Raw genomic sequence first — 16,915 nt, 5'->3', positions numbered from 1 at the left:
CCAACGGCCATGGCGCGATTAGAATGGCGAGCCTTCCTGTCACAACCCTTCTTACTTTCCTTATCGAAGACGCCCATGTCCGAAGCCAGTCCGTGTCTGAATTGCGGTGCCTGCTGTTCACACTTCCGTGTGTCTTTCTTCTGGGGTGAGTGCGCCTCGGCGGGGGGCACGGTGCCCGATGACCTGGTGGTGCAGATCAACCCCACACGCGTGGCGATGATCGGGACCGACCAGAAACCCGCGCGCTGCTGCAGCCTTGAAGGCGAAGTGGGCAAAGGCACTCATTGCACGATCTATGAGCAGCGCTCCAGCGTGTGCCGCGAGTTCGACGCCTCCTGGAGCCACGGTGTGCAAAACACCGATTGCGATGCCGCGCGCGCAGCATTTGGTCTGGCGCCGCTGGAGCCACCACCTTTCGAGCTCGACCTGCCGATCAGCGCTTAGCCGCCAACAGGGCCGTGATGTCGGTCCGGGTGAGCTGCCCGCCAGCGCGATCATGAACATTTCCGCTGCCCGCAGCAGCGCCCACTTGCCTGCCAGAGCAATTCGCTGACGCCGAATCTTTGGCATTTCGCCATCATTTATCTAAAGAATGCCGGTAAACGGCCGATTCATCAGAGTCGGGCCGGGATTTCCCCTTGAAACGCTAGGGTTAAACCTATCGCCCCGGACCCGAACGCACTGTAAAGTCGCGAACTCCCACTCAGTGATGGCTTTTTAACATTTCACAGCCATCCGCCCAGGTACATGGCGCACAATGACTTCTAAAAATAACTCTGCCACCGTGGTCTCCGATGTGTTGCCGACAGCTCCTGCGGAAAAACCTTCAGGTTCGAAGTCATTGAGCAGCCCCCGTCCACTGGCGACCCAGCAATACCTGTACTTCACCGAGACCAATACCGACCGCATCCTCGACAACCTCGACGGCCTGCGTGACATGGTGTTCCCGCGCCTGCCCCATCAGGAAGTCGATGGCGAGCCGCGCAGCGAACAGGAATTCCCCTCGGTGTGCCTGATCGGCCTGGGCCGCTGCGGTTCGAACATTGCGCTGGACGTGGCCGAGCTGGTCTATAACGCACGCAAGTTCTACCTGAACGAATTCAGTACCGAAGACAAGTCGACAGACAAGGGCTACAGCCCCGCCCAATGGATTCGCAACAACCTGCGCCTGGGCGTCGGCAAGGCCAGCAAACCGGTGTTCCTGGTGGAGCCGCTGGTGATGCTGGGCGACCTGGACAAAGACATCGCCGGGCGCATCCGATTCTCGCGCAAGGGCGAAAAAAGCGGCTTCCTGCGCGATTACAGCAAGATGAAAATCATGGACCTCTCGGAAGTCCATGCCGGTGGCGCCGGTAACGCGCCGATCCTCGGCCAGTACCTGGCCAAGATCATCCTCAATAAAGACACCCAGCGTTTTTCCAGCCCCGACTGGAAGATGATCCATTCGTACCTGATCGACTCCTGCGGCATCAAGGCCAACCAGTCGCGCCTGTATTTCTCGATCTTCAGCGCCGGCGGCGGCACCGGCTCGGGCATGGCGTCGGAATTCGGCCTGGCCCAGCAGCATTCATACATGAACAAGACGTTCGACACCAAGCCGGCCGACGAGCACGACAGCAAAAGCGGCCACGCCTTCGTTTTCGAACCGATCTTCACCAGCGGCATCTGCGTGCTGCCGAACATCTCCGACCACCGCAGCGAAATGTCCGAGGCGCTGCACATCAACGCCGGGCGGCTGCTCTGCAAGTATCTGTCGGAAGAATGGGATTTCTCGTACAACTTCGCCAATGAAGACAGCAGCGAAGCCAGCGTCAAGGGCCGTATCCGCCCGTGGAACGCGATGATGCTGATCTCCAACGACATCATGCGTTACGCCGAAGAGAGCGATGACGGCAATATCCAGAACATTGATGTCAATGCCATGGAAAAGCACGCCAACCAGTATATCTCGCAACAGATCTTCAACATTCTTACCGCCCAGGCGGTCACCACCGACTACGACCAGAACTACTTCCGTCGCGCCGGTATCGACATCGGCGAAACCATCCGCCTGGATGCCAACGACCTGTTCATGAGCCTGGCCGGCCCGGTGGCGATTGCCTACGCCGAATCGGTGGTCCCGGAAACCCCCGCGCCGTCGGGTGACAAGTTCAAGGTGTTCGACAAAGAGCCGCAGCGTCTGAACATCGACGACCTGTTCTTCCGCTCCATCGACCTGCCGCACTTCAACAAAGTCACCCAGGCCATCGAAGGCATCAGCCTGCTGCCGATCGAGTCCAAGCGCTACAAGGCTTCCCTGGAGCAGTACAAGAACTCCGGCTATGACGCGGCGGCGCTGCACGACCTGCACTTCTTCAAGAACTGCTCGTCGGTGGTGTCGATCGTGTCGCTGCCCAAGGACTACAAACTGTCCTACATGGACCTGAACCGCCTCAAGACCCACCTCAACAGCCTGTTCCCCAACACCACGCTCAAGCGCTACGCCCTGGTGATCGGCGCGTCGGCCAACCTGTCATTGACCACCCTGATCGCCAAGAGCCCGTGCCTGTCGGATGATTTCCTGACGCTGATCGTGGCGTTCATCAAACGCTGCTTTGCGCGCAACCCGTACCGTTTCGACGACACGCTGGACAACTCGATCCTGGACTTCATCATCCACGAGGATTTCGACGAAGAGCGTATCGACGAACTGCTCAATGAGTTTGAAAACCCAGCGAAGATCCTCGACACCAACTGGTACGCGATCAAGCCGATGTATGAGAAGAAGTACCGTGAGTTGATCAATGACAAAGATAAGTTTGTCTCGATCAATGACATTCGCCTGTCACGGGATTGCGTGAAGAAGGCGATCAAGTACTTGCGTGAGATTTACCGTCATCGGATCGGCAAGACGAAGATTATTTCGTTGAACAACCATACCGGCAAAACCGCCTAGTTGTCTGTGGCGAGGGAGCACGCTCCCTCGCCACAGCGATCTGCTAACACCAAGAAACAATTCCCCGGGCATTTCGCCGTCGGCAAAACTGTTCCCGTGACGCGCACGTCACCCTCAGCTGTGACCTTTCTCCACGGCAAGATGCCATCACCGCATCAGCGGTTACTCCGCTACACACTTGCAGCGGCGCAAACTGCGCACCATTTTCGTGCAGGCTTTTCTTACGCTGCCCTTTCCTGGATCAGAATCCACGGCGAAACCACCACCGCCCACAGGCTCGGATCACGCTCCAGCAGGTCCAATGCCCGCGTCGCAGACACTTCGCCCAGGCTCCCCGAGGCCAGCCAGGCAGCGACTTTATCGCGCTGATCCTCGGCCATGCCTTCGGCCGCCTCGATCAAATCCAGGCCGGCGTCGACCCACAATAGGGCACCCTTGGCAAAGAACGGTTCGAGCTCCTTCCAGGAGATTTCGGCGGTTTCACCGAGCAGCTTGGCATAGAGGGTGCTAGGTTCTTGCGTCATGGGGATTCACCTTGGGAAAAAATCGGCGCAATCATAACGTCGTGTCTCTCGTAGAAAAACCCAGTTGCAAATGAGTGAGCGATTGAAAGCGTCAGGAAAGCCACGGATTGTCCGCCACTGCGGCAGCGTCCCGGCGCAATTCTGTCTTTTTCTTTCATTTAAGCGACACGCCCGGGTATTGCCCCCAGCAGCCAGCTTTTCAAGCGATCAACCGGCGCTCTACACTGTACCGGTACAGTTGCCAGGGCACTGCCGGGGGGATATTCAAGATATCTGATCCGGTTCTGCAGCTCACAAGGCCGCTAGAACTATAAAAAAGACAACAGTAAGAGTGGAGCACTATGAATAAGGCTACTAAGCAGATTTCCAAACTGTTTGCCGCTATGGTCCTGGCCGGGGTTGCCAGCCATTCGTTCGCAGCCGACACCATCAAGATCGGCATCGCCGGGCCTAAAACCGGTCCTGTCACACAATATGGCGACATGCAGTTCATGGGTGCCAAGCAAGCGATCGCCGACATCAACGCCAAAGGCGGCGTCGATGGCAAAATGCTCGAAGCCAAGGAATACGACGACGCCTGCGATCCCAAGCAAGCCGTGGCCGTCGCCAACAAAGTGGTCAACGACGGCGTCAAGTTCGTGGTCGGTCACCTCTGCTCCAGCTCCACTCAGCCAGCGTCCGACATTTATGAAGACGAAGGCGTGATCATGATTACCCCGGCAGCCACCAGCCCGGAAATCACCGCCCGTGGCTACAAGCTGATCTTCCGCACCATCGGCCTGGACAGCGCCCAAGGCCCGGCGGCCGGCAACTACATCGCCGACCACGTGAAACCGAAGATCGTTGCCGTGCTGCACGACAAGCAGCAATACGGTGAAGGCATCGCCACTGCCGTTAAACAGACCCTCGAGAAGAAAGGCACCAAGGTTGCCGTTTTCGAAGGCCTGAACGCCGGTGACAAGGACTTCTCCTCGATCATCCAGAAACTCAAGCAAGCCAACGTCGACTTCGTCTACTACGGCGGCTACCACCCTGAGCTGGGCCTGATCCTGCGCCAAGCCAAGGAAAAAGGCCTGAACGCCAAGTTCATGGGCCCAGAAGGCGTCGGCAACGACTCCATCTCGCAAATCGCCCAGGGCGCTTCCGAAGGCCTGCTGGTGACCCTGCCGAAATCCTTCGACACCGACCCGGCCAACAAAGCCATCGTTGAAGAGTTCGCCAAGAACAAGCAGGACCCAACCGGTCCGTTCGTGTTCCCGGCCTACTCGGCCATTGAAGTCATCGCCGGTGGTATCAAAGCCGCGAAAAGCGAAGACACCGCCAAAGTGGCCGAAGCCATCCACGCGGGCACCTTCAAGACCCCTACCGGCGATCTGAGCTTCGACGCCAAGGGCGACCTGAAGGACTTCAAGTTCGTGGTCTACGAGTGGCACTTCGGCAAACCGAAAACCGAAGTTTCCCCTCAGTAAGCCAGGCGTTACTGGTCAACAAGCCCACTGTGAGAGCAGTGGGCTTTGTTTTACGAGGTTTATGGGCCTGTCACCCGCGATCCGGGCGCTGGCTCACCTGAAAATCTTAAAACCGTCACCAGCGGTTCGCTGGCAAACGCTTTGCGCAAATGTGCTCACAGAACACAGCGCAGGGCCGGAACATGACTCCACCAGTGAAATGCGTATCGGGTTTTTAGGAGCGTTGTAATGCCTGAGATCTATCATTTTTTCCAACAGCTGGTTAATGGCCTGACCATTGGCAGCACCTATGCCTTGATAGCCATTGGCTACACAATGGTTTACGGCATCATTGGAATGATCAACTTCGCCCATGGCGAGGTTTACATGATTGGTTCCTACGTGGCCTTCATTGCCCTTGCCGGGCTGGCCATGATGGGGATCCACTCCCTGCCGTTGTTGATGACCGCCGCGTTCCTGGCGTCGATCGTCGTAACCAGTGCCTATGGCTACAGTATCGAACGGGTTGCCTATCGTCCCTTGCGTGGCAGCAACCGTTTGATCCCGCTGATTTCCGCCATCGGCATGTCGATTTTCCTGCAGAACACCGTATTGCTGTCCCAGGACTCCAAGGACAAGTCCATTCCCAACCTGATCCCGGGGAGCTTCTCCTTCGGCCCAGGCGGCGCACAAGAAGTGCTGATTTCGTACATGCAGATCCTGGTCTTCGTCGTCACCCTGGTGGCCATGCTGGGCCTGACCCTGTTCATTTCCCGCTCCCGTCTGGGGCGCGCCTGCCGGGCCTGCGCCGAAGACATCAAGATGGCCAACCTGCTGGGCATCAACACCAACAACATCATCGCCCTGACCTTCGTCATCGGTGCCGCGCTGGCGGCCGTCGCCGCCGTGTTGCTGAGCATGCAGTACGGCGTGATCAACCCCAACGCCGGTTTCCTGGTCGGCCTCAAGGCCTTTACCGCAGCGGTATTGGGCGGCATCGGCAGCATTCCGGGCGCGATGCTCGGCGGGCTGGTGCTGGGTGTGGCCGAAGCGTTTGGCGCCGATATCTTCGGCGACCAGTACAAGGACGTCGTGGCGTTCGGCCTTTTGGTTCTGGTGCTGTTGTTCCGTCCGACCGGCATCCTGGGCCGTCCGGAGGTTGAGAAAGTATGAGCAGATATCTTAAATCGGCGTTTTTCAGCGCCCTGTTGGTTTGGGCCGTGGCGTTCCCGGTACTCGGCCTCAAGCTGAGCATTGTCGGCATCAACCTGGAAGTGCATGGCACCGGTCCCGTGACCCTGACCATCATCGCCCTGTGTTCGGTGCTGATGTTCCTGCGCGTGCTGTTCACCCGGCAGGTCGGCGCGTTGTTCAAGGGCAACCGTGGCCCGCTGGTATCGCCCAAGGTCAGCCAATTCCTGACCCTGCCGCGCACCCAGCGCTACATCATCATCGGCCTGATCGTGGCCGCGCTGATCTGGCCGTTCTTCGGTTCGCGCGGTGCGGTCGACATCGCCACCCTGATCCTGATCTACGTGTTGCTGGGCCTGGGCCTGAACATCGTAGTCGGTCTGGCCGGCCTGCTCGACCTGGGTTATGTGGGTTTCTACGCCGTGGGCGCCTACACCTATGCGCTGCTCTCGCACTACCTGGGCTGGAGCTTCTGGATCTGCCTGCCCCTGGCCGGCATGGCGGCGGCGACGTTCGGCTTCCTGCTGGGCTTCCCGGTGCTGCGTCTGCGCGGTGACTACCTGGCCATCGTGACCCTGGGCTTCGGGGAAATCATCCGACTGTTCCTGCGTAACCTGACCGACATCACCGGTGGCCCCAACGGCATCAGCAGCATTCCCAAGCCGACGTTCTTCGGGCTGTCGTTCGAGCGCTCTGCGGCCGAAGGCATGCAGACCTTCCACGAGTACTTCGGGATTGCCTACAACCCGGTGAGCAAAGTGGTGTTCCTGTACCTGGTGGCGCTGTTGCTGGCCCTGGCCGCACTGTTCGTGATCAACCGCCTGCTGCGCATGCCGATCGGCCGTGCGTGGGAAGCGCTGCGCGAAGATGAAATCGCCTGCCGGGCCCTGGGCCTGAACCCGACCATCATCAAGCTGTCCGCGTTCACCCTGGGCGCCGCGTTCGCCGGTTTTGCCGGCAGCTTCTTCGCCGCTCGCCAAGGCCTGGTGACACCGGAGTCGTTCACCTTTATCGAGTCGGCGATCATCCTCGCCATCGTGGTACTGGGTGGCATGGGCTCGCAGTTGGGCGTGATTCTCGCGGCGATCGTGATGATCCTGCTGCCGGAAATGATGCGTGAGTTCAGCGAATACCGCATGTTGATGTTCGGCGCCATGATGGTGCTGATGATGATCTGGCGTCCTCAAGGCCTGCTGCCCATGCAACGTCCACACATGGAGCTGCGCAAATGAGCCGCGAGATCCTGAAAGTCGAAAACTTGAGCATGCGCTTCGGCGGCTTGCTGGCGGTCAATGGCGTGGCCCTGACCGTGAAGGAAAAACAAGTGGTTGCGCTGATCGGCCCCAACGGCGCCGGCAAGACCACGGTGTTCAACTGCCTCACCGGTTTCTACAAGCCCAGCGGTGGCAGCATCCTGCTCGACGGCCAGCCGATCCAGGGCCTGGCCGGTCACGAGATCGCCCGCAAAGGCGTGGTGCGGACCTTCCAGAACGTGCGGTTGTTCAAGGACATGACGGCGGTCGAGAACCTGCTGATCGCTCAGCACCGTCACTTGAACACCAACTTCTTCGCTGGTTTGTTCAAGACCCCGGCGTTCCGCAAGAGCGAGAGCGAGGCCATGGAATACGCGGAGTATTGGCTGGACAAGGTCAACCTCACCGAGTTCGCCAACCGCCCCGCCGGCACCCTGGCCTATGGGCAGCAACGTCGCCTGGAAATCGCCCGCTGCATGATGACCCGCCCGCGGATCCTGATGCTCGACGAACCGGCCGCCGGTTTGAACCCCAAGGAAACCGAAGACCTCAAGGCGCTGATCAGCGTGTTGCGTGAGGAAAACAACGCCACCGTGCTGTTGATCGAACACGACATGAAACTGGTCATGAGCATTTCCGACCACATCGTGGTGATCAACCAGGGCACGCCCCTGGCCGACGGTACGCCGGAGCAGATCCGCGACAATCCTGAAGTGATCAAAGCCTATCTGGGGGAAGCGTAAAATGCTGCAATTCGAAAACGTTTCCACTTTCTACGGAAAGATCCAGGCCCTGCACAGCGTCAACGTCGAAGTGCGCCAGGGTGAGATCGTCACGCTGATCGGCGCCAACGGTGCCGGTAAGTCGACCTTGCTGATGACCTTGTGCGGTTCGCCGCAGGCCCACAGCGGCAGCATCCGCTACATGGGTGAAGAGCTGGTGGGCCAGCAATCGTCGCACATCATGCGCAAAAGCATTGCCGTGGTGCCGGAAGGTCGACGGGTGTTTTCGCGCCTGACCGTCGAAGAGAACCTGGCCATGGGCGGGTTCTTCACCGACAAGGGCGACTACCAGGAGCAAATGGACAAGGTGCTGCACCTGTTCCCCAGGCTCAAGGAACGCTTCAGCCAGCGCGGCGGCACCATGTCCGGCGGCGAGCAGCAAATGCTCGCCATCGGTCGCGCGCTGATGAGCAAACCCAAGCTGTTGCTGCTCGACGAACCTTCCCTGGGCCTGGCGCCGATCATCATCCAGCAGATCTTCGACATCATCGAACAGCTGCGCAAGGACGGTGTGACGGTGTTCCTGGTCGAACAGAACGCCAACCAGGCGCTGAAAATCGCCGACCGTGCCTATGTGCTGGAAAACGGCCGGGTGGTGATGCAGGGCACGGGTGAGCAGTTGCTGACCGATCCGAAGGTGCGTGAGGCGTACCTCGGCGGTTAACACCCGGTTGCTAAATGTGGGAGGGGGCTTGCCCCCGATGGCGCCATGTCAGGCACAGAATATGTGACTGATGTACCGTCATCGGGGGCAAGCCCCCTCCCACATTTGTTTCGGGTGATCGCTGAAATTTTTTTCAAACGGCTTGTAACGAATTCCAGCGTCCAGCCTCTAGTGGTACAAGCAGGCAATCATGCCCGCCGACTCATCCCACTGCTGGAGATACACCATGACCGTTAAACACCGTTCGCTGTCCGCTGCTTCCCTCGTCCTCGCCCTGAGTTCCGCCCTGAGCCTGTCCGCCTTGAGCACCAGCGCCCACGCGGCCGACGACATGCAGAAATGCTTCGGCGTCGCCGAAGCCGGCAAGAACGATTGCGCCGCCGGCGCTGGCACTTCCTGCGCCGGCACCTCCAAAACCAAGGATCAGGCCAACGCCTGGAAACTGGTCCCGGCCGGCACCTGCACCCAAACCCCAAGCACCACCTCGTCGACTGGCTTCGGCCAGGAAGCGGCCTTTACCGCCAAGTCCTGAAGCAGCCTGCAGCCTGAGTACTGATGATGACGCTTTCGTTCCTGCAAACGCCCTCAGCGGCTCAGGTGCCCGGCCTCCCCCTGCGGGCCGGGCTGGGGCTGAAAAACGAGCACTTCACCGAAGTGCTCGACACCTGCCCCGATATCGGTTTTTTTGAAGTGCATGCCGAAAACTACATGGTGGCCGGCGGCCCGTTTCATCACTACCTGGGTTTGATTCGCGCGCAGTACCCGCTGTCGCTACACGGCGTAGGCCTGTCCATCGGCGGCGAAAACCCGCTGAACCGTGAGCACCTGGCACGGCTGGCAACACTGATCGAGCGCTATCAACCCCAGGCCTTTTCCGAGCACCTGGCCTGGTCGACCCACGGCCCGGTGTTTCTCAACGACTTGCTGCCCCTGGCCTACGATGTCGCCAGCCTCAATCGAGTGTGCGAACACGTTGATCAGGTTCAGAGCACCCTCAAGCGGCCAATGCTGCTGGAGAACCCATCGACCTATCTGCAGTTCCAGCGCTCGACGCTCGACGAAACGGACTTCATCGGCGAAATCATCCGCCGCACCGGTTGCGGCCTGCTGCTGGACGTGAATAACGTCTATGTGTCGTGCATCAATCATCAGCGCGATCCGTTGACCTACATCGACGCGCTGCCCTTGCACGCCGTGGCTGAGATTCATCTGGCAGGCTTTGCCGAAGACACCGACAGCCTGGGCGAGCGCCTGCTGATCGACGATCACGGCGCGCCCATCGATAACGCTGTCTGGCAGTTGTACGAACATGTGCTCGCGCGTACCGGCCCGGTGGCCACGCTGATCGAAAGGGATAACCAGGTACCGGCCTTCAGCGTGCTGCTGGCCGAGGCACAGCAGGCCGAACGGCACTTGTCGCGGGGCCGCCCATGAGCCTTCTCGAAGACTTTGCCGCCGCCCTGCTGGCGCCGGACCAAGCCTGCCCGGCCGGCCTGTTCAGCAGCAACGGCGCCGACCCGGCCAGCCGTTTTGCGGTGTATCGCAACAATGTCCACGGCTCGTTGATCAACGCGCTGGCGACTGCTTACCCGGTGACGTTGCAACTGGTGGGCGAGGAGTTTTTCCGCGCCATGGCCGGCTGCTACGTACAGGCATGCCCGCCCGGCAGCCCATTGATCAGCGAATACGGCGCGACATTTTCCGGTTTTATCCAGGGCTTTGAACCGGCCGCGAGCGTGCCTTACCTGGCGGATGTAGCGCGCCTGGAACGCTTGCGGGTCCGTGCCTATCACGCGGCGGATGCCCCCACACTGGAACCGCAGGCTGTTCTGCAGCAACTGCAAACGCACACCGAGCTGGGCACATTGCACCTGCAACTGCACCCATCCCTGGCCACGCTGGACTCGCGCTACGCCGTCGTCGCGGTGTGGGCGGCGCACCAGACCGAGGGCGCGATTGCCACGTTGAATCCCTGGCATGCCCAGGGCGCCCTCGTGTTGCGCCGGGGCCTGGAGGTCAAGGTGTTCGCCATCGACAGCGGCTCGGTGGCGTTTATCGACAGCCTGAACCAGGGCGCGGTGCTGGAGAAGGCGCTCGCGCACGCACTCGATGCCTCAGCCGAGTTCGACCTGCACCAATGCCTGGCGTTGCTGATCAACCAAGCCGCCATCACTCATCTGTCTCTGGAACACAAGGTATCGCCATGAACCCTCGATCAACGCGCCTGATCAACCGGGCCATCCAGCTTTTCGAAAAAATCCCCTACAGCTTGATCGCCTTTCTCGCACGCTTCTCCATCGCGGCGGTGTTCTGGAAGTCCGGGCAAACCAAAGTAGAAGGCTTTGCCATCGACTTGATCAGCGGCACCTTCCAACTGGGCGAGCCGCGCCTCGCCGCCTCGACGCTGCCGCTGTTTCGCAGCGAATACAAGCTGCCCTGGCTGTCGCCGGAAGTGGCCGCGCACATGGCGGCATTTGCCGAACACTTCTTCCCGGTGCTGATCCTGCTGGGCTTGGCCACACGCTTCTCGGCCCTGGCGTTGATCGGGATGACCCTGACCATTCAACTGTTCGTGTACCCCGATGCCTACCCGACCCACGGCACCTGGCTGGCCGTCCTACTGCTGTTAGTGGCCAAAGGCCCGGGGCGCCTCTCCGTCGACCACCTGATCGCCCGCCGCTATCGCTAGAGTCGGTCGAGGGCTTCGCCGCTGCGCTTGAACCAGTCCACCAGGTAGTCGGCCAACACCTGGGTGCGTCGCGGCAAGCCGCCCTGATAGGGATGCACCAGGTACATCGGCAGGCTCCGCGTCTGATAATCCCGCAGCAGCCAGCGCAATCGGCCGTCAGCCAGTTCCGCCGGTAAAACGTAGGAAGGCAGCCGCGCAATACCAGCGCCCACCAGGGCGGCCTTTTTCAACAGGTTGTAGTGATTGGAAGCGAAGGTCCCGCTCACCCGCACGCGTAGCAGCTCGTGCTGCTGGTGGTACAACCACTCTTCGCGGCCGCTGTAGTGGCTGTTCAGCAGGCAGGTGTGGGACGCCAGATCGGCCGGGGTCAGCGGTTCGCCGTGCTGCTCCAGGTAGGCCGGGCTGGCACAGGTCATCTCGTGCCAGGCCAACAACGGCTTGGCCACCAGGCGCTGATTTTCGATGGCGCCCGAGCGTACCCCCAGATCAAAGCCATCCCGCGCCAGGTCGCGGTAGCTGTTGTTCAGCTCCAGTTCGATCTGCACCTGCGGGTAGTGCTCGGAAAACTCCAGCAACAAGCCGTCGAAGAAGGTTTCGCCCAACGACACCGGAACCGTCATACGCACCGGCCCGGCCAAGTCGTCCTTGAGCCGCGCCAGCGCCTGACGTGCCCGTTCGACCTGCGCCACCAACGCCTGCGCCTGGGGCAACAACGCAGCGCCGGCAGCGGTCAGGCTGAGCTTGCGCGTGGTGCGATGCAGCAACACCACCGAGTACCCCGCCTCCAACTGGCTGATGCGCTTGGACAGTTGCCCTTTGCTGCAGCCCAGTTGCTCAGCCGCCACGGTGAAACTGCCGGCCTCGATCAGTACGGCAAACGCCGCCAGGTCATCCATCTCGCTCATGGATTGTTTCCATTTGAAAACCAAAGGTTGCCTATTAGCGCGTTTATCCACTTGAAAAGCCACACTAGACTGAACCCTCACTTACCCACTGGAGAAACAGCACGATGAAAATCCTATTGATTGGTGCCAGCGGCACCGTGGGCTCGGCGGTCAAGGCGGAACTGGCGCAGCGTCACGAGGTGATCAGCATTGGTCGCAGCAGCGGCGACTTCCAGGTGGATATCAGCGACAGCGCCTCGATCCGTCGGCTGTTCGAGCAGACCGGCCGGTTCGATGCCTTGGTCTGCGCCGCAGGCAGTGTGAATTTCGTCGCGCTGGGTGAGATGAGCGAAACCGATTTCGAACTGGGCCTGCGCGACAAACTGATGGGCCAGGTCAACCTGCTGCTGATCGGCCGCGAGTACGCCAACGACGGCGCCTCGTTCACCTTTACCAGCGGCATCCTCAACCGCGACCCGATTCGCACCGGCGCCTCAGCGGCACTGGTCAATGGCGCACTGGATGCATTTGTGAAAGCCGCCGCAATCGAATTGCCACGGGGCCTGCGCGTCAATTCCGTAAGCCCGACAGTGCTGCTGGAAGCCATGGGCAGCTATGCACCGTACTTTCGCGGGTACAAACCGGCTGCGGGCGCCGATGTGGCACTGGCCTACGCGAAAAGCGTCGAGGGCTTGCAGACCGGCCAAACCTTTATCGTAGGTTGAACGCCAAAGCTGTAAGAAATGCCTGAAGCTGGCGCGTGGGCTTGTGATGCACCGCCAGCCTGCGTAACGTGGCGGCACTTGTCAGGAGACCCGATAATGCGTGCCGCCCGTACCCTCATGCTGTTTGCCTTGCTCCCCTTGTTCACCGCCTGCCAGTTGTTCGAAAGCGAGCCGGCCAAACCGTCCACCGCCGGGCTGACCCGCATGCAGGGCGAGCTCACGGCAGTCGCCGGCAAGCTGTTGTTCCAACCGTGCCACGACCAGCGCAACTACGTGGTCAAGGACACCGGCGGCACCAGCATCCTGCAGGAAGCCGCGTCCCTGGCCGGCCAGCAAGGCGCACTGTTTGCCGACCTGCGCGGCAAGTTCTCCGGCGTCGCCGCCGGCACCCAGGGCGAAGTGGAGCTGCAACAGCTGTACCGCGTCGAGCGCTCGACCTCGGCCTGCGATGATCCCGACTTCAAGCGCATGATCCTGCGTGCCAACGGCCACAAGCCGGCCTGGGCGCTGAACGTCACCGCCAAGGGCATGGTGCTGGAGCGCGAAGGCCAGCCGCCGCTGCCGGTTCCCTATGTCGAGGAACAACTGGGTGACGGTCGTTTCAACCTGATGACCGAAGCCAATAACCAGCACATCGAACTGTGGGTGGCCCCCCAGCGCTGTGTCGACAGTGCCAGCGGCAGCCTGCAACACATGACCGCCGAGTTGCGGGTCAACGGTCAAGTCCAGCGTGGCTGCGCGGCTTTCGGCGGTTCGCGCGACGATTGATGCGGGCCCGCGCTGTTTTAACATGACGGGAACCTGCCGTTGGGGCTTATAATCGCCGGTTTGCAAAACTGCCGGCCCCACCAAACGCCGCACACCGGATCCTGTCATGTTACGAATCACCGAACTCAAGCTGCCCATCGACCATCCCGAAGAAGACCTGCGGCCCGCCATCGTGCAGCGCCTGGGCATCGCCAGTGATGACCTGCTCGATTTCACCCTGTTCAAGCGCAGCTACGACGCCCGCAAGAAATCGTCGGAGCTGTGCTTCATCTACACCGTCGACCTGAACGTGAAGGGTGAAGCCGCCCTGCTGCTCAAGTTTGCCGACGACCGCAACATCAACCCGGCGCCGGACGTCAGCTACAAGGTGGTGGGCCAGGCGCCCGCGGATCTGGTTGAACGTCCGATCGTCGTCGGTTTTGGCCCGTGCGGGATTTTCGCCGGGCTGCTGCTGGCGCAGATGGGCTTCAAGCCGATCATCCTCGAACGCGGCAAGGAAGTGCGCCAGCGCACCAAGGACACCTGGGGCCTGTGGCGCAAAAGCGTGCTCAACCCGGAGTCCAACGTGCAGTTCGGTGAGGGCGGCGCCGGGACCTTTTCCGATGGCAAGCTCTACAGCCAGATCAAAGACCCGAAATTCCACGGGCGCAAAGTGCTGCACGAGTTCGTCAAGGCCGGCGCGCCGGAAGAAATCCTCTACGTCAGCAAGCCGCACATCGGTACGTTCCGCCTGACCGGCGTGGTGGAAAACATGCGCGAGCAAATCATCGCCCTGGGCGGTGAAGTGCGCTTCGAGCAACGGGTGACCGACGTATTGATCGAAGACGGTCAACTGAACGGCGTGGTCATCGACGGCGGCGAGCAGATCCTCTCCAAGCACGTGATCCTCGCCCTCGGCCACAGCGCCCGCGACACCTTCCGCATGCTCCACGGCCGTGGCGTGTACATGGAAGCCAAGCCGTTTTCCGTGGGTTTCCGTATCGAACACCCACAGTCGCTGATCGACGCCGCGCGCCTGGGCAAATACGCCGGGCACCCGAAACTCGGCGCGGCCGACTACAAACTGGTACACCACGCCAAGAATGGCCGTTCGGTCTACAGCTTCTGCATGTGCCCCGGCGGCACCGTGGTGGCCGCGACGTCCGAGCCGCATCGCGTGGTGACCAACGGCATGAGCCAGTACTCGCGCAACGAGCGCAACGCCAACTCCGGCATCGTCGTCGGCATCACGCCTGAGGTCGATTACCCGGGCGGTCCGCTGGCCGGCATCGAGCTGCAGGAGCGCCTGGAATCCCACGCCTACATCCTCGGCGGCAGCAATTACGAAGCCCCGGCGCAACTGGTCGGCGATTTCATCGCCGGCAAGCCGTCCACGGCCATCGGCAGCGTGGAACCGTCCTACAAACCTGGGGTGTCCATGGGCGATCTGGCCCTGGCACTGCCGGACTTCGCCATCGAAGCGATCCGTGAAGCCTTGCCGGCGTTCGAGAAGCAGATCAAGGGCTACTCGTTGCACGACGCCGTCTTGACCGGGATCGAGACACGCACCTCATCGCCGTTGCGGATTACCCGTAACGAATCGATGCAGAGCCTGAACGTCAAAGGCCTGTTCCCGGCCGGCGAAGGCGCGGGTTATGCCGGTGGGATTCTGTCCGCAGGCGTCGACGGCATTCGGATTGCCGAGGCGTTGGCGCGGGATATGTTGGGTATCGAGGCCTGAAAACAGCGCCGTCCAAAGGTGGGAGCGCGGCCGCTCCCACATTGGTTTTTGTGGCGTGTCAGATATTCGCGCGCAGGATGTCATCGGGCAGTGGCTCACCGCGCTCGACGCTGGCCGCCACCGCGGCTATCAAGCCCTGCAGTTCATACCCCTGCCCCGCCAGCCACGCCTGATCGTAATAGGTGGTGGCATATCGCTCGCCCCCGTCACACAAGATCGCCACGATCGACCCCGACTCCCCCGCCGCTGTCATCTGCTGCGCCGCCATCAGGGCACCGATCAGGTTGGTCCCGCTGGAGCCGCCGACCCGCCGACCCAACCGCTCGGCCAGGTAATGCATGGCCGCCAGCGACAGCGCGTCCGGCACCTTGACCATCGCATCGATGACCTTGGGCAAAAACGACGCTTCGACCCGCGGTCGGCCAATACCTTCAATCCGCGAGCCGCACTCCAGGCGCAAGCCGGCATCGCCGCTCAGGTAGTAGTCAAAGAACACCGAGCGCTCGGCATCGGCACACAACACGCGGGTGCAATGCTGGCGATAACGCACATAGCGTCCCAGGGTCGCGGTGGTACCACCCGTGCCGGGGCTGGAAATCAACCAGCTCGGCTCCGGATGACGCTCGAAGCGCATCTGCTGGAAGATCGACTCGGCGATATTGTTGTTCGCCCGCCAGTCGGTGGCGCGTTCGGCGTAGGTGAACTGGTCCATGAAGTGACCACCGCTTTCCTGCGCCAGGCGTTCGGATTCGGCGTAGATCTGCGTCGGATCTTGTACCAGATGGCTCTTGCCGCCATAGAAGCCGATCTGGGCGATCTTTTCCTGGGAGGTGGTGGCCGGCATCACGGCGATAAACGGCAGGCCGAGCAATCGCGCGAAGTAGGCTTCGGAGATCGCCGTCGAACCGCTGGAGGCTTCGATCACCGGCGCTCCCGGCTTCAGCCAGCCATTGCACAGCGCATACAGGAACAGCGAGCGCGCCAGCCGGTGTTTGAGGCTGCCGGTGGGGTGACTGGACTCATCCTTGAAGTACAACTCGATACCCGGCAAGCCGGGCAGCGCCAAAGGGATCAGGTGGGTGTCGGCGCTGCGCTGGAAGTCGGCTTCAATGATACGAATGGCTTCGCGGGCCCAGGGACGGTGGTCGCTCATGAGAGGATCTCTAAGGATTTCAGCCTGAATCTTAGGATGTTTCCTACGCCACACACAGATACAGTAACGACTCAATCGGACACACAATTGCTAGGCTCCGCCCCAACTCCGACCGCGCTCCTTTCTTATAACAAATAAGAATATAACTTTTGTTTTAACAACTAACGGTACGGGTTAGG

Annotated in this window: 17 protein-coding genes; 14 read left to right on the top strand and 3 right to left on the bottom strand. The window is 60.8% G+C overall.

Features of this window, described 5'->3' with window-relative positions; genetic code table 11:
* Positions 1–75: 75 nt before the first annotated feature.
* Positions 76–444, top strand: a complete 369-nt coding sequence (locus MOQ67_RS08075) for a YkgJ family cysteine cluster protein (protein WP_198717344.1) — start codon at positions 76–78, stop codon at positions 442–444.
* Between the two features lie 313 nt (positions 445–757).
* A complete protein-coding gene (locus MOQ67_RS08070; RefSeq protein ID WP_026139772.1) occupies positions 758–2,935 on the top strand; it encodes a hypothetical protein in 2,178 nt (725 codons plus the stop codon).
* A 221-nt stretch (positions 2,936–3,156) separates the two neighbouring features.
* Here MOQ67_RS08070 and MOQ67_RS08065 read toward each other — a convergent pair whose 3' ends face one another.
* The gene (locus tag MOQ67_RS08065; protein WP_017844802.1) at positions 3,157–3,459 is read right to left on the bottom strand and encodes a DUF2288 domain-containing protein; all 303 of its coding nucleotides are present in this window, start codon (positions 3,457–3,459) and stop codon (positions 3,157–3,159) included.
* Between the two features lie 341 nt (positions 3,460–3,800).
* On the opposite strand from MOQ67_RS08065, the gene MOQ67_RS08060 reads away from it, so the two are divergent.
* From MOQ67_RS08060 to MOQ67_RS08020, 9 genes are all read left to right on the top strand, one after another.
* Positions 3,801–4,928 (top strand): branched-chain amino acid ABC transporter substrate-binding protein, encoded by a 1,128-nt coding sequence (locus tag MOQ67_RS08060; RefSeq protein WP_017844801.1) that lies wholly within the window; start codon positions 3,801–3,803, stop codon positions 4,926–4,928.
* 228 nt (positions 4,929–5,156) lie between these two features.
* On the top strand, positions 5,157–6,080 hold the full coding sequence (gene livH / locus MOQ67_RS08055; RefSeq protein WP_003231100.1) for a high-affinity branched-chain amino acid ABC transporter permease LivH: 924 nt from the start codon (positions 5,157–5,159) through the stop codon (positions 6,078–6,080).
* Positions 6,077–7,330, top strand: a complete 1,254-nt coding sequence (locus MOQ67_RS08050; RefSeq protein WP_017844800.1) for a high-affinity branched-chain amino acid ABC transporter permease LivM — start codon at positions 6,077–6,079, stop codon at positions 7,328–7,330. The genes livH and MOQ67_RS08050 overlap by 4 nt, the downstream gene beginning before the upstream one ends.
* Positions 7,327–8,094: a high-affinity branched-chain amino acid ABC transporter ATP-binding protein LivG gene (gene livG / locus MOQ67_RS08045; protein WP_198717343.1), complete on the top strand. Its 768-nt coding sequence runs from the start codon at positions 7,327–7,329 to the stop codon at positions 8,092–8,094. Before MOQ67_RS08050 ends, livG begins: the two co-directional genes overlap by 4 nt.
* A 1-nt stretch (position 8,095) precedes the next feature.
* Positions 8,096–8,797 carry an ABC transporter ATP-binding protein gene (locus tag MOQ67_RS08040; protein ID WP_017844798.1) on the top strand — a complete coding sequence of 234 codons (702 nt, stop codon included), beginning with the start codon at positions 8,096–8,098 and terminating at the stop codon, positions 8,795–8,797.
* Between the two features lie 226 nt (positions 8,798–9,023).
* The gene (gene bufA1, locus MOQ67_RS08035; protein WP_017844797.1) at positions 9,024–9,329 is read left to right on the top strand and encodes a BufA1 family periplasmic bufferin-type metallophore; all 306 of its coding nucleotides are present in this window, start codon (positions 9,024–9,026) and stop codon (positions 9,327–9,329) included.
* Between the two features lie 23 nt (positions 9,330–9,352).
* Positions 9,353–10,231, top strand: a complete 879-nt coding sequence (bufB, locus tag MOQ67_RS08030; protein ID WP_198717342.1) for an MNIO family bufferin maturase — start codon at positions 9,353–9,355, stop codon at positions 10,229–10,231.
* Positions 10,228–11,004 (top strand): HvfC/BufC N-terminal domain-containing protein, encoded by a 777-nt coding sequence (locus MOQ67_RS08025; protein ID WP_198717341.1) that lies wholly within the window; start codon positions 10,228–10,230, stop codon positions 11,002–11,004. Before bufB ends, MOQ67_RS08025 begins: the two co-directional genes overlap by 4 nt.
* A complete protein-coding gene (locus tag MOQ67_RS08020) occupies positions 11,001–11,486 on the top strand; it encodes a DoxX family protein (RefSeq protein WP_017844794.1) in 486 nt (161 codons plus the stop codon). Before MOQ67_RS08025 ends, MOQ67_RS08020 begins: the two co-directional genes overlap by 4 nt.
* On the opposite strand, the gene MOQ67_RS08015 is transcribed toward MOQ67_RS08020, so the two are convergent.
* Positions 11,483–12,391: a LysR family transcriptional regulator gene (locus MOQ67_RS08015; RefSeq protein WP_017844793.1), complete on the bottom strand. Its 909-nt coding sequence runs from the start codon at positions 12,389–12,391 to the stop codon at positions 11,483–11,485. The genes MOQ67_RS08020 and MOQ67_RS08015 overlap by 4 nt on opposite strands.
* A gap of 104 nt (positions 12,392–12,495) precedes the next feature.
* On the opposite strand from MOQ67_RS08015, the gene MOQ67_RS08010 reads away from it, so the two are divergent.
* The 3 genes from MOQ67_RS08010 (at position 12,496) to MOQ67_RS08000 (ending at position 15,583) form a co-directional block, all read left to right on the top strand.
* The gene (locus tag MOQ67_RS08010; protein WP_017844792.1) at positions 12,496–13,095 is read left to right on the top strand and encodes a short chain dehydrogenase; all 600 of its coding nucleotides are present in this window, start codon (positions 12,496–12,498) and stop codon (positions 13,093–13,095) included.
* A 96-nt stretch (positions 13,096–13,191) separates the two neighbouring features.
* A complete protein-coding gene (locus tag MOQ67_RS08005) occupies positions 13,192–13,863 on the top strand; it encodes a COG3650 family protein (protein ID WP_017844791.1) in 672 nt (223 codons plus the stop codon).
* Between the two features lie 106 nt (positions 13,864–13,969).
* A complete protein-coding gene (locus MOQ67_RS08000; protein WP_017844790.1) occupies positions 13,970–15,583 on the top strand; it encodes an NAD(P)/FAD-dependent oxidoreductase in 1,614 nt (537 codons plus the stop codon).
* Between the two features lie 58 nt (positions 15,584–15,641).
* Here the strand turns inward: MOQ67_RS08000 and MOQ67_RS07995 are convergent, their stop codons facing one another.
* On the bottom strand, positions 15,642–16,736 hold the full coding sequence (locus MOQ67_RS07995) for a PLP-dependent cysteine synthase family protein (RefSeq protein ID WP_169883707.1): 1,095 nt from the start codon (positions 16,734–16,736) through the stop codon (positions 15,642–15,644).
* Between the last annotated feature and the right edge of the window lie 179 nt (positions 16,737–16,915).

Source organism: Pseudomonas sp. LY-1, from assembly GCF_053502595.1.
The sequence above is the reverse complement of the archived record's forward strand: the minus strand, read 5'-3'. Positions and strand labels throughout refer to the sequence as shown.

Bases quoted from the DNA above. Each gene is read 5' to 3' on its own strand.
- livH (WP_003231100.1), top strand. From the start codon at position 5,157: ATGCCTGAGATCTATCATTTTTTCCAACAGCTGGTTAATGGCCTGACC.
- livG (WP_198717343.1), top strand. From the start codon at position 7,327: ATGAGCCGCGAGATCCTGAAAGTCGAAAACTTGAGCATGCGCTTCGGC.
- MOQ67_RS08060 (WP_017844801.1), top strand. From the start codon at position 3,801: ATGAATAAGGCTACTAAGCAGATTTCCAAACTGTTTGCCGCTATGGTC.
- MOQ67_RS08020 (WP_017844794.1), top strand. From the start codon at position 11,001: ATGAACCCTCGATCAACGCGCCTGATCAACCGGGCCATCCAGCTTTTC.
- MOQ67_RS08000 (WP_017844790.1), top strand. From the start codon at position 13,970: ATGTTACGAATCACCGAACTCAAGCTGCCCATCGACCATCCCGAAGAA.
- bufB (WP_198717342.1), top strand. From the start codon at position 9,353: ATGATGACGCTTTCGTTCCTGCAAACGCCCTCAGCGGCTCAGGTGCCC.
- MOQ67_RS08040 (WP_017844798.1), top strand. From the start codon at position 8,096: ATGCTGCAATTCGAAAACGTTTCCACTTTCTACGGAAAGATCCAGGCC.
- bufA1 (WP_017844797.1), top strand. From the start codon at position 9,024: ATGACCGTTAAACACCGTTCGCTGTCCGCTGCTTCCCTCGTCCTCGCC.
- MOQ67_RS08010 (WP_017844792.1), top strand. From the start codon at position 12,496: ATGAAAATCCTATTGATTGGTGCCAGCGGCACCGTGGGCTCGGCGGTC.
- MOQ67_RS08070 (WP_026139772.1), top strand. From the start codon at position 758: ATGACTTCTAAAAATAACTCTGCCACCGTGGTCTCCGATGTGTTGCCG.
- MOQ67_RS07995 (WP_169883707.1), bottom strand. From the start codon at position 16,736: ATGAGCGACCACCGTCCCTGGGCCCGCGAAGCCATTCGTATCATTGAA.
- MOQ67_RS08065 (WP_017844802.1), bottom strand. From the start codon at position 3,459: ATGACGCAAGAACCTAGCACCCTCTATGCCAAGCTGCTCGGTGAAACC.
- MOQ67_RS08050 (WP_017844800.1), top strand. From the start codon at position 6,077: ATGAGCAGATATCTTAAATCGGCGTTTTTCAGCGCCCTGTTGGTTTGG.
- MOQ67_RS08075 (WP_198717344.1), top strand. From the start codon at position 76: ATGTCCGAAGCCAGTCCGTGTCTGAATTGCGGTGCCTGCTGTTCACAC.
- MOQ67_RS08025 (WP_198717341.1), top strand. From the start codon at position 10,228: ATGAGCCTTCTCGAAGACTTTGCCGCCGCCCTGCTGGCGCCGGACCAA.
- MOQ67_RS08005 (WP_017844791.1), top strand. From the start codon at position 13,192: ATGCGTGCCGCCCGTACCCTCATGCTGTTTGCCTTGCTCCCCTTGTTC.
- MOQ67_RS08015 (WP_017844793.1), bottom strand. From the start codon at position 12,391: ATGAGCGAGATGGATGACCTGGCGGCGTTTGCCGTACTGATCGAGGCC.